This window comes from Ruegeria lacuscaerulensis (genome assembly GCF_013033355.1).
Classification (GTDB): Bacteria; Pseudomonadota; Alphaproteobacteria; order Rhodobacterales; family Rhodobacteraceae; genus Ruegeria; species Ruegeria lacuscaerulensis_A.
This window is the reverse complement of record NZ_WQDY01000007.1, coordinates 101,208-112,820: the sequence shown is the minus strand read 5'-3', so window position 1 is coordinate 112,820 and position 11,613 is coordinate 101,208. Positions and strand designations below refer to the sequence as shown.

At 59.4% G+C, this 11,613-nt stretch carries 13 protein-coding genes; 9 read left to right on the top strand and 4 right to left on the bottom strand.

The annotated features are described in order from the left end of the window. Positions 1–67 precede the first annotated feature (67 nt). Entirely contained in the window at positions 68–556 is a 489-nt protein-coding gene (locus tag GOW48_RS13610; RefSeq protein ID WP_170355391.1) for a DUF3576 domain-containing protein, read from the bottom strand. Between the two features lie 282 nt (positions 557–838). Here GOW48_RS13610 and GOW48_RS13605 point away from each other — a divergent pair, with 282 nt between their 5' ends. After that, complete coding sequence (locus GOW48_RS13605) at positions 839–1,852, top strand: porin (protein WP_170754576.1); 1,014 nt, start codon at positions 839–841, stop codon at positions 1,850–1,852. A 102-nt stretch (positions 1,853–1,954) separates the two neighbouring features. After that, the gene (locus tag GOW48_RS13600) at positions 1,955–2,614 is read left to right on the top strand and encodes a YggS family pyridoxal phosphate-dependent enzyme (protein ID WP_170754574.1); all 660 of its coding nucleotides are present in this window, start codon (positions 1,955–1,957) and stop codon (positions 2,612–2,614) included. On the opposite strand, the gene GOW48_RS13595 is transcribed toward GOW48_RS13600, so the two are convergent. Both GOW48_RS13595 and ribA read right to left on the bottom strand, forming a co-directional pair. Further along, on the bottom strand, positions 2,598–3,098 hold the full coding sequence (locus GOW48_RS13595) for a L,D-transpeptidase family protein (protein ID WP_170355388.1): 501 nt from the start codon (positions 3,096–3,098) through the stop codon (positions 2,598–2,600). The two genes, GOW48_RS13600 and GOW48_RS13595, sit on opposite strands and share 17 nt — an antisense overlap. Continuing rightward, positions 3,095–4,189, bottom strand: coding sequence for a GTP cyclohydrolase II (gene ribA / locus GOW48_RS13590; RefSeq protein WP_170355387.1), 1,095 nt, complete (start codon positions 4,187–4,189; stop codon positions 3,095–3,097). Before ribA ends, GOW48_RS13595 begins: the two co-directional genes overlap by 4 nt. 161 nt (positions 4,190–4,350) lie before the next feature. On the opposite strand from ribA, the gene GOW48_RS13585 reads away from it, so the two are divergent. The 6 genes from GOW48_RS13585 (at position 4,351) to GOW48_RS13560 (ending at position 8,964) form a co-directional block, all read left to right on the top strand. Continuing rightward, entirely contained in the window at positions 4,351–5,037 is a 687-nt protein-coding gene (locus GOW48_RS13585) for a response regulator transcription factor (RefSeq protein WP_170355386.1), read from the top strand. A 223-nt stretch (positions 5,038–5,260) separates the two neighbouring features. Beyond that, on the top strand, positions 5,261–6,253 hold the full coding sequence (locus tag GOW48_RS13580; RefSeq protein ID WP_170754572.1) for an NAD(P)H-dependent flavin oxidoreductase: 993 nt from the start codon (positions 5,261–5,263) through the stop codon (positions 6,251–6,253). An 83-nt stretch (positions 6,254–6,336) separates the two neighbouring features. Then, a complete protein-coding gene (locus tag GOW48_RS13575; RefSeq protein ID WP_170754570.1) occupies positions 6,337–7,125 on the top strand; it encodes an exodeoxyribonuclease III in 789 nt (262 codons plus the stop codon). A 76-nt stretch (positions 7,126–7,201) separates the two neighbouring features. Then, positions 7,202–8,119 carry a thioredoxin gene (gene trxA, locus GOW48_RS13570; protein WP_170754568.1) on the top strand — a complete coding sequence of 306 codons (918 nt, stop codon included), beginning with the start codon at positions 7,202–7,204 and terminating at the stop codon, positions 8,117–8,119. 27 nt (positions 8,120–8,146) lie between these two features. Further along, positions 8,147–8,788 (top strand): LON peptidase substrate-binding domain-containing protein, encoded by a 642-nt coding sequence (locus GOW48_RS13565; protein WP_170754566.1) that lies wholly within the window; start codon positions 8,147–8,149, stop codon positions 8,786–8,788. Continuing rightward, on the top strand, positions 8,785–8,964 hold the full coding sequence (locus GOW48_RS13560) for a Trm112 family protein (RefSeq protein WP_170754564.1): 180 nt from the start codon (positions 8,785–8,787) through the stop codon (positions 8,962–8,964). The genes GOW48_RS13565 and GOW48_RS13560 overlap by 4 nt, the downstream gene beginning before the upstream one ends. Here GOW48_RS13560 and GOW48_RS13555 read toward each other — a convergent pair. Next, entirely contained in the window at positions 8,961–10,223 is a 1,263-nt protein-coding gene (locus GOW48_RS13555; protein WP_234899501.1) for an FAD-dependent monooxygenase, read from the bottom strand. The genes GOW48_RS13560 and GOW48_RS13555 overlap by 4 nt on opposite strands. A gap of 52 nt (positions 10,224–10,275) precedes the next feature. Between GOW48_RS13555 and GOW48_RS13550 the strand changes: the two genes are divergently transcribed. Further along, a complete protein-coding gene (locus GOW48_RS13550) occupies positions 10,276–11,604 on the top strand; it encodes an amidase (protein ID WP_170754560.1) in 1,329 nt (442 codons plus the stop codon). Positions 11,605–11,613: the final 9 nt, after the last annotated feature.

Sequence of the window (11,613 nt, the reverse complement as noted above, 5' to 3'; positions counted from 1 at the left end):
GGTCCTTCGTGAATGAAAACGCCGGGTGTGAACCCGGCGTGGTATTAGTGTGATTTTCCGCAAGTTGCTAGAACTTGTTGTCCGCGATGCGCAGCTGGCGGGCTCGGGACAGGATGGCGTCTTCTACCGCGCGTGTGGTCGCCGCGCTGACCGGGTTGCCTCCGCTGGTTTGGAGTGCCACGGAGAGCGACCGCGCTGCGAGGGCTGGATCGCTGATGTGGACGGTCGCGCGATATTGGCGCCCGCCACCCGGTGGGGTGCCGTAACCCGTTACAATTACACCGGTAAACGGATCGACTTCCTGCACAGGCAGAAAGTTGAGAACATCCAGAGAAGCCGTCCACAGATAACGGTTCACATTCGCGACCTGCTCGGCATTGCCGGTATTGAAGACATCCCAGATGGTTGAACGATTTGGGTCGTTCAGTTCCCGCTCGTCCGAACGTCCACCATCCACGTTTCCAAGATTGGGGTTGGGGGCAGCGCTCCGATTCTGTCCGCAGGTCGACACGAGTGCGGTCGCTATGATCAAGCCGAAAATCGTCTGCAGGCGCATTGTAGAGGTGTCCTGTTTCACTGGGTCTCACTTGCTAGGTGATACTCCTAGACAAGGTCCAGTGCGGCAACAACCCTATTATTGTCACATACGGGTGGGTTTACTTACTGAAGAGGTCACAAAACTGACTGTGACATCCTTGCACCAATCTGTGGCCAATGCGGTCTTCACGTTTATGCCATACTTGCGTGAAGGGGGCAAAAAGAGCGAAACGGTTCCCGTGCTGAGACATGTGCAATGACACTTGTCGAGTTAGAAAACTTTGAAACCGAGGGAAACAAGATGAAAAAAGTTCTCTTCGCATCGACCGCTCTGATCGCAACCGCATCGGTTGCCGCGGCCGAAGTTAGATTCAGCGGTTATGGCCGCTTTGGTATTGGTTACCTGGAGGATCGTGGCTTCACGACCACCACCACCACTGCAAGCGGTGCAACCAACACTTTCTTCAACGAAGCCGACGAGACCATTCTGGTTTCTCGCTTCCGTCTGAACCTGGACGCAAACGTTGAAACCGACGGCGGCGTCGAGTTCTCGGGTCGTGTTCGTCTGCAGGCTGACGAAGATGCAAGCACCGGCGAAGCCAACTCGGCTGGCCTGAACGGTGCGCGTTTCTCGGTCATCTACGGTGGTCTGCGTGTTGACGCGGGCAACGTCGCAGGTGCATTCGACAACCTGGCAAACTACTACGGTAACGAGCCTGGCCTGGAAAACTTCATCGGCCAGTACTCGGGCGTTGACTATAACTTCCTGGGATACTCGTCGACCGGTTCGGGTTCGAACGCTGTGTTCTTCCAGTACGCAGTTGGTGACTTCGCATTTGGCGCTTCGTATGACCAAGCGACCATCTTCCAAGGTCAAGGTGTAAGCAACGACGCTGACCGTTGGGACATCAGCGCGACCTACACCTTCAACAACATCACTGCTGCTCTGGCATACGGTCAAACCGACTCGGACGGTATCCTGGCCGACGATCCAAGCCTGCTGGTTCTGACGCTGGGCGCAGAATTCGGTGACTTCTCGGGTACTGTGTTTGTCGCAGACGATAAAACCGAAGTCGACGAAACCGACGGCACCGCATGGGGTGTTTCGGCGGCCTACAATGTTGGTTCGGCTCTGACCCTGACCTTCGCTTACGGCGACGGTAACGCGGACGGTGACCTGCAGCAGTACGGTATCGGTGCTCTGTACGACCTGGGTGGCGGTGCATCGCTGCGCGGTGGTATCGGCAACAGCGACTGTGACATCTGCGACGACTCGCAGCTGCGCGCAGACTTTGGTGCTCAGTTCAACTTCTAAGTTGATCTGAACCGCAAGGTTTAAGGGCAGGTCTTCGGACCTGCCCTTTTCTTTTTGATCGACATGGTGTTTTTCTGCCCCCAAGCCAGAATGAGGAATCCCATGTCACTGCAGGAAATCTCTGCCCGTATTGCCAAAGCCGAAACCGCCGCCGGGCGGCCGGAAGGGTCAGTTCAACTGATCGCCGTCTCCAAGGTGCAGCCCAACGAACGTATCCGCGATTTACTGCAACAGGGTCATAAGTGCTTTGGTGAGAATCGCGTGCAGGAGGCTGCAGGGAAGTGGCCCGAATTCTCTGCAACCTACCCCGATATTGACCTTCATCTGATTGGCCCCTTGCAAACCAACAAGGCCCGGCAGGCGATGGAGCTATTCAGCACAATTCATTCGGTCGATCGCCCGAAGCTGGCGAAAACTCTTGCCCGTTTGGCGCAAGAGATTGGGTCATGTCCCGAACTGTTTATTCAGGTCAATACAGGTGAAGAAGATCAGAAAGCTGGGATTCTCCCAGCTGATGCTGATGCGTTTATTGCCGAGTGCCGAGACCTTGACCTGCCTGTGAAGGGGCTGATGTGCATTCCTCCGGTGGAAGAAGAACCTGCGCTGCATTTTGCCTTGCTGGCCAAGATCGCCGAACGAAACGGTTTGGTAGGCTTGTCGATGGGTATGAGCAGCGACTTTGAGCGCGCAATCGCGCTGGGTGCGACCCATGTGCGGGTTGGATCTGCGATATTTGGCGCACGCGTTAAACCTCAGGAATGATCAGCCGCGTGCCCGGTTGAACATGGGCAGCAATCCAATGGAGGTGATCGCGCCGGAAGGCGACACAGCCTTCAGTTGGATAACCTGGCCGCCGCCATTGATGCAGAAAAATGGCCGACCCTTGCCCTGGTATTGCATTCGGCCAGTTCCAATCCGTGAGCAACACCAGATCATATAACGGGTCGGAACGGCGCAGCTTTTCGTGGCTGCAGGCGTAGGGCGCGCTGACCAGTTGGTTATATCGCGCGTCGCACACATCATCAGACCACAGGTCGCGGGGCCCGATCGGAATCGCCCAAGCGGTTGGGGGTGAAATCCGGTCTGGCCGATAAAGCATTCCGACGATTTGGTGCTCGCCAGTTGGGGTGGCGCCGTCGCCTTCGCGTTTTGTCGGACTACGCCCGCCTTTTCCGATTGAACATGGAAACATGCGGCCAGCGAACCGAACCCCACGAGGCGTCAGCACCAGATCTTTTGGCGTCACAGCAGATGGCCCGACTTGGCTGCTTTTGTAGCCAGATACCCTCGGTTATGTGCAGTTTCACCAACCTTGAGAGGTACACGTTCGGTCACGGCAATGCCGGTTTTTTCCATCATGGCGATTTTGGCGGGGTTGTTCGTCAACAAGCGCACCGCGTTGAACCCTAGCGACTTCAGGATATCTGAACCCAGCCGGAAATCACGTTCATCATCCTCGAACCCAAGGCGGTGATTGGCTTCGACCGTGTCAAAACCCTGATCTTGCAGGAAATAAGCGCGCATCTTGTTGGCTAGGCCGATCCCGCGCCCCTCTTGGTTAAGATAAAGCAGGACACCAGCCCCTTCAGATCCCATCTGCGCCAGCGCGCCGCGCAACTGTGGTCCGCAATCGCATTTCAGGCTGCCCATCAGGTCGCCGGTAAAACAAGCCGAGTGCAAACGCGCAAGAACCGGTTTGCTGCGATCTGGTCGCCCGATTTCAATGGCGTAATGCTCTTCACCCCCATCTTCGGGGCGGAAGACGTGCAGGCGTCCGGCCTCGGAAACCTCCATGGGCAGGCGCGCGGCGACCACCTCGTTCAGCAGGCTACGATCTGCCAGATGCGGGGCAGCGCGGGTATGGTCGATGCAGGTCAACCCGTTCGAGGCCGCAAAACCGCGCCCATCTTCGATCTGCACAACAACAGCAGAAGGCAGAAGCCGCGCGGATTTGGTAAGGGCAATGGCGATACGGTGAAGGTTCGCATTGCCCGTACGTTCGCTCATCAACGGCCCCTTCATCGGAGCGTTCAGGTCGTCCGAGGGGTCGGCAACGGCCTGAACCCAGGAAATATCGACGTCGGCCGGAACCACGACCCGCGCCAAATCACCGTCATAGGCGCGTGCCTTTAACGTCTCGGCACGGCGAACGGTGATGGCAACCACCGGGTCACCATCCAGGCCACGCAAATCGGCAAGCCGTTGTGCGCTAAGTGTTTCTGCGGCAATGGCGACAACGCTGAACCCGGTGTCATCGGTCAGCACAACCGGAACGCCCATACGCAGGTCGGCCCGTGCCCGCGCCAGCAGTTCAGAGATATCCGGAATGAGACTCATGTATGTTACCCTATAACGGTCAAAACATCCTCTAGCGCGATCCGAAAGAAATGTGAAACAATTCCTACTCGCCGGACACGAGGGCGTGAGACGATTGCAGCAAACCTTGTTGAAAGCGTGTTCTACGCGCAAGTGTCCGAAAAGGCTTAGGAGGACCGGGAATGGCACAGCTTAAGAAAATCCTGTTGGTGGATGATGACGAGGATCTGCGCGAAGCGCTGAGTGAGCAACTCGTGATGACCGAAGACTTCGACGTGTTCGAAGCGTCAGATGGTGCCTCGGCAATGGAGCGCGCCCGCGAGGCGATTTACGATCTGGTGATTCTGGATGTTGGCTTGCCGGATACAGATGGCCGCGAGCTGTGCCGCCTGATGCGCAAGCAGGGCGTCAAAAGCCCGATCCTGATGCTGACCGGTCATGACAGCGACGCCGACACCATCCTGGGCCTGGATGCCGGTGCGAATGACTATGTTCCTAAGCCGTTCAAATTCCCGGTTCTTCTGGCCCGCATTCGCGCCCAGCTGCGTCAGCACGAACAATCCGAAGATGCCGTTTTTGTTCTGGGGCCGTACACTTTCAAGCCCGCGATGAAGATGCTGATCACCGAAGAAGATCGCAAAATCCGTCTGACCGAGAAAGAGACGAACATCCTCAAGTTCCTCTATCGTTCGGCTGATGGCGTCGTCGCGCGCGATGTGCTGTTGCATGAGGTCTGGGGATACAACGCAGGTGTCACCACCCATACATTGGAAACCCACATCTATCGCCTGCGTCAAAAAATCGAGCCCGATCCGTCGAACGCGCGCCTTTTGGTCACAGAATCGGGCGGATATCGGTTGGTATCTTAACTTTGATGGTATGACGCAGATCAAAGTGATACTCTGAAGATATATTTAGGTTACTCCCAACCCGTGCATGTCCGGGTAATGACATGTACCTCCCTGTTGGACTGCCGGGCCTTTGGCCCGGCTTTTTTTGGCTCGGGCGCTGCCCCATAGTCTTGATCCAACTGCTTGACTTATCAGTGGTTCGCGGTGCCAATTCTGCCCAACGAATTGGGAGGCGTGAGACTTGGCAAACGAAATCTGCACTCTGTTGAATATTGAAAAACCCGTTCTGTCGGCCCCTATGGGTGGGGCCGCTGGACCTGAACTTGTTGCGGCTGTTTGTAATGCAGGCGGGTACGGAGTGATTCCCCTATGGGGTAAGCCTGCGGATCAGGTCTCGGAAGGGATAGATGCCGTGCGTGCGCTGACGGATCGCAATTTCGCCGTCAATCTGAACCTCGCCTTCCCGTACGAAGACCAGCTGCGGGTTTGTATCGACAAGCAGGTTCACGCCGTTTCGTTGTTCTGGGGGATGGAACCTTCGGCCATCTCGGACGCCAAGAAAGGCGGGCTGTGCGTCATGGTCAGTGTCGGTAACGCTGCCGAGGCAAAGGCCGCGCAGGATGCCGGAGCGGACATCATCGTTGCCCAAGGGTGGGAAGCAGGTGGCCATGTCTGGGGGCAGGTCGCGACAATGGCGCTGATTCCGGCCGTCGTGGACGCGGTTTCGATTCCTGTTGTTGCTGCTGGCGGAATTGCCGACGGGCGCGGTATGGCGGCTGCGTTGATGTTGGGGGCTTCGGCGGTTTGGGTTGGTACTCGGTTTTTGGCCAGTGCCGAGGCAACGATACACGAAGACTATCGCCGCCGAGTGCTGAATGCGTCTGAGGCGCAGACCGAATGGTACACTGACCTGTATGATGTGAAATGGCCGCAAGCACCACATCGCGCGTTAGCCAATTCTACCGCGCAAACGTGGAAAGAAGCAGGCTCGGCCGCTCCGGGGCATCGCCCGAACGAAGGCGAAATCATCGGTCAGCGCCCGGGTGGAGAGGACGTTGTCCGATACCAGAGCTATACGCCGTTGTCAGGGACAGAAGGGGATATCGAAGCGATGTCACTTTGGTCTGGGCAAGGTGTTGCAATGGTCCGTGACATCATGCCTGCCGCCCAAATCGTCGAGGAGATTTTTACCGAAGCGCAAGCGCTTTTTAACTCCGCCCCTGCTCGATTATAGGCCGGGAAAGCGCTGCTTTTTCCGATGGCACCTTGTCTTCTACCGCGTTAACGTCGCGCGCAACCGCGATAAAGGAATCCCCCATGACTTTCACTCTTGCCACCTGGAATATCAATTCAGTGCGTCTGCGCGAGCCTATCGTGCTGAAATTGCTGCAGGAAGAGGCTCCCGATGTGCTGTGCCTGCAAGAGTGTAAATCCCCCGTCGAGAAAATCCCCACCCAAGGGTTCGCCGAACTGGGCTACACCCACATGGTCGCGCGAGGACAAAAGGGCTATAACGGCGTAGCTATCCTGTCGCGTATCCCGATGGAGGAGGTGGGCGACAAGGACTTCGCCGGTCTCGGCCATGCCCGCCACATTGCCGCGCGGCTGGAAAACGGTGTGACCATCCAGAATTTTTATGTTCCTGCGGGCGGTGATGTGCCCGACCGCGAGGTGAATGAGAAGTTCGGGCAAAAGCTGGATTACCTCGCGGACATGCGCGACTGGTTCCGCGCTGAGAAGCCCGAGAAATCCATTCTGGTTGGCGACCTGAACATCGCCCCGCGTGAAGATGACGTTTGGTCGCACAAACAACTGCTCAAGGTCGTCTCGCATACACCGATCGAAGTTGAGGCGCTGGCCGAGACACAGGATGCAGGTGGTTGGGTTGATGTCACCCGTCAGGATATCCCCGAAGGGCAGCTTTATAGCTGGTGGTCCTACCGCGCGCGCGATTGGGATGCGGCGGGTAAGGGGCGGCGTTTGGATCACGTCTGGGCGACACCCGATATCTCGAACGCGGGGCATTCCAGCCGGGTCCTGCGCGACGCCCGCGGGTGGGAGAAACCCAGTGATCACGCCCCGGTTTTTGCCACTTTCGACCTATAACAGCACAAATCTGCCCTTGGTTTCCGCGACGCGCGGCTGCATATAAGGCGCAAGTTTGAACCGGAGACGTATCGCCATGGACCTTCTGAACACTGCCACCGGCCCTGCCGCCACTGACCTGATCAAGGACGGGTCCGAGGCCACGTTTATGGCCGACGTCGTCGAAGCCTCGCAAGACGTGCCGGTCATTGTCGACTTCTGGGCTCCGTGGTGCGGCCCCTGCAAAACCTTGGGCCCGATGCTGGAAGAGGCCGTCACCGCCGCCAAGGGCGCGGTCAAGATGGTCAAGATCAATGTCGACGAGGCGCAGATGATCGCAGGCCAGTTGCGCATTCAGTCGATCCCGACCGTCTATGCGTTTCACAAGGGCCAGCCTGTTGATGGTTTTCAGGGCGCGCTGCCGGGATCCGAGATCAAAGCGTTCATCGACCGCGTGATCGAAGCGGCGGGTGGCGAAAGCCCCGGTGGACAGTTGGACGAAGCCGTCTCCGCAGCCGAGGAAATGCTGGTCGAGGGCGCGGCCACGGATGCCGCCCAGACCTTTGCCGCCATTCTGGGCGAAGACCCCAACCACGCCGGTGCCTATGGCGGGCTGGTGCGCGCCCATATTGCGGCGGATGATCTGGAGCAGGCCGAAGCGATCCTGAACGGCGCCCCGGCCGAGATATCCAACGCGCCCGAATTGGAAGCTGCCCATGCGCAGTTGGAACTGGCCAAACAAGCTGCCGATGCCGGCCCCGTGGCCGAGCTGAAGGCGGCGGTTGAGGCCGACCCCGACAACCATCAGGCCCGGTTCGATCTGGCGCAGGCGCTGCACGCGAACGGCGATGTGGAAGAGGCCGTCGCGCAATTGCTGGACCTGTTCCGTCGCGATCGCGAATGGAATGAAGGCGCGGCCAAGGCGCAGCTCTTCACGATCTTTGATGCGCTCAAGCCCAATGATCCGATTGTTCTGAACGGGCGGCGTAAGCTCAGCTCGATGATATTTGCCTAATTTCCGATCAGAGCTACACTCGGGTACATGATGCATCCCGCCGACCTGCCGGAAACGGTTTCCGTATTCCCTCTGCCCGGGGCGCTGCTGCTGCCCCGCGCGCGCCTGCCGCTGCATATCTTCGAGCCGCGCTATCTGCAGATGATGGATGATGCGTTGAAAACACCGGAACGATTGATCGGGATGGTGCAACCCAACCCGTCTGCCAGCGACGACGCGCGTCTTCACCAGATCGGCTGCGCAGGCCGAGTGACGCAGTTTTCCGAGACCGAGGATGGGCGCTATCTGATCACGCTGTCCGGAGTCTCGAGGTTCCGAATCCGGTCAGAGTTGGACGCTTTCACCCCCTATCGCCGCTGTGCCGTGTCGTGGGAGGGGTTCGACCGCGATCTGGGTAAAACCGAACAGGATGACGGGTTCAATCGTCCGCGTTTCCTGAACCTGTTGGAAAAGTTCTTTTCGTCGCAAAACCTATCGACGGATTGGGACACGTTGAAAGATGCGGATGATGAGCTGCTGGTGAATTCGCTGTCGATGTTGCTGGATTTCGACCCCGAAGAAAAACAGGCGCTACTTGAGGCACCCTGTTTGCGCACCCGCCGCGAGACCTTGGTAACATTGATCGAATTTGCGATGCGCGGCGGATCGAACGAGGACCACTTACAATGACTGTACACGCGTTTGACCGCCACATGCTTGAGGCGCTGATCTGTCCGCAGACCCACACGACCCTGCATTATGACGCGGACAAGCAAGAGTTGGTGTCGAAAGCCGCCGGGCTGGCGTTTCCGATCCGCAATGGCATTCCTGTTATGCTGGTCGATGAGGCGCGCGAGCTGGACTAGATCGCGCGGCCTTGCAGCAGTTTGGGCAGGTCTCCGGTCAACCCTGCGGCCTCGCGCACAAAGCCGCGCCGTAGGCCTGGCAGCGATCCGACGATCCCCATCCCGATATCGCGGCCCATCCGCAGCAGCGGATTATCGTTGGAAAACAGCTTGTTGAACACATCCGTCGCCATTGCCAGAGAGGCCGTGTCGAACCTCCGCCATTCCTGAAAGCGCTCCAGCACCAGCACCGATCCGATATCCTCGCCGCGTCGTCCGGCCAAGGTCAGAACCTCGGCCAATGCGCCCACATCGCGCAAACCGGCGTTCAGCCCTTGGCCTGCAATCGGGTGCATCCCGTGGGCGGCATCCCCGACCAGAGCCATGCGGTCACCGATAAAGGAATTGGCGATGGTCAGGTTCAGCGGATAGGTGAACCGGTCTCCGGCGATACGAATGTCGCCCAGAAAATCGCCGAACCGGGGGCGCAGGACTTGCAGATAATCGGCCTGGGGCAGCGCATTGATGCGCTCGGCAGCCTCGGTCCTTTCGCTCCAGACGATCGAGCTGCGATTGCCGGTCAGTGGCAGGATCGCCAGAGGGCCGGGCGGCATGAAGAACTGATGCGCGATACCGTGATGGGGCAGGTCATGTTCAATCGCACAGACCAGCGCGGTTTGGCCGTAATCCCACCCCGTCCGCTTGATCCCTGCGCGCGCGGCGGTGCCGCTGCGGCGGCCATCGCAGCCCACCAGCAGCCCACCCGAAACGGTCGCGCCATCATCCAGTGTCAGGGTCACACCGGTCGCGTCAGCCTCTTGCGCGACAACCGTGCGTCCGTTGATCTGCGTGATCCGGGTCTCCTCGGCCATGGCGTCCAGAAAGGCGCGGCGCAGGTGGCGGTCTTCGACCATAAAGCCCATCGGGCCCTCTTCGATCTCGGCATGGTCGAAATGCATGAAGAACGGAGAGGGGCCCGCGCCCGCATGTCCATCCGTGACCTTGATCTCCAGCATGGGCTGGGCGTGATCGGCGACCTTGCCCCACACACCCACTGCATCCAGCAGCCGTTGCGAGGCCAGCGCCAGTGCATAGGCACGTCCGTCAAACGCCGCGTTCTTGCGGACTTTTTGGGCCAAACTGTCGATGACGGTGACGGAATGCCCCGTCTGTGCCAGCGCCAAAGCCAAAGCCGGGCCATTCAGGCCGCCGCCTACGATCAGGATATCGGTCTTGTGTTCCATGCCCCGCAATATGCGCCCCCTTTCGGGATTGTCCATGTGCGGTCCTGTCGCTACCGTCCCGTCAGCAGAATTTTCCAAGGGGGCAGGGATGCAGGACTGGTTGACCATGACGGCGTGTGATCTGGGGCGGGGGATCGGCATGGGCCAGATTGACCCGGTCGAGCTGACCGAGACCTATCTGACCGCCATCGACGCCCATCCCTACCGCGACCGCATCTATGCGCGCGTCACCCACGACCGCGCCCGGGCCGAGGCCAAAGCCGCGCAGGATCGCGCTGCGCTGGGTCTGCGCCGGTCACTGCTGGACGGGGTTCCGATCAGCTGGAAAGACCTGTTCGATACCGCGGGCACCGGGACCGAGGCCGGATCGGCCCTGCTGAAAGGCCGGGTGCCGCAGGCGGACGCGGTTGTCGTGCGCAACGCCACGGCCATGGGCACGGTCTGTCTGGGCAAAACCCATATGAGCGAGCTGGCCTTCTCGGGCCTTGGTCTGAATCCCATCACCGACACGCCGCCCTGCATTGATGATGTGGATGCCGTGCCGGGCGGGTCATCCTCGGGCGCGGCGGCCTCGGTCGCTTGGGGCTTGGCGGCTTGTGGGATAGGGTCCGACACCGGAGGCTCGGTGCGTATTCCGTCCGCATGGAACAATCTGGTGGGTCTGAAAACAACTGCTGGGCGGGTCAGCCTTGAAGGCACGGTGCCGCTGTGCCTGCGCTTCGACACTGTGGGCCCGCTGGCCCGGTCGGTTGAGGACGCGGCGCATATGCTGGCCCTGTTGGAAGGCGGCACACCCGCCGATCTGCGTGGGGCCAGCCTGAAAGGCCGCCGCTTTGCCGATCTGCAAAATATCGCCAAGGATAACCTGCGCGACACTCCTCGCGTCGCTTATGACAGCGCGCTGGAGCGTCTGCGCGATGCCGGGGCCGAGATCGTACCGCTGGAAGTGCCCGAACTGGCGGATGCGATGGCGCTGTCCGGTGTGCTTTACACGACCGAGGCCTATGGCCTGTGGCGCGATGTGATCGAAGCCAACCCGGACGCGATGTATCCAGAAATCCTCGAACGGTTCCGCACGGGCAAGAATGTCTCGGGTGCGGATTACATCGCGGCGTGGTCCAAGCTGAAGGCCTCTCGCGCTGCCTGGGATGCGGCCACATCCGGGTTTGATGCTGTTCTGGCACCGACTGCTCCGATTCTACCGCCTAATCTGGATCGGTTGCTGACCGATCACGACTATTACGTCACTGAAAACCTGCTTGCTTTGCGCAACACGCGGATCGGCAACCTGATGGGTCTGGCCGCGCTGACCTTACCGACAGGAACACCGGGCTGCGGGGTGATGATGATGGGCTATCCTGGGTCCGAGGAGGCTCTGCTACGGATCGGATCGGCGGCCGAGGCGGCATTGGCCTGAATGCCACAA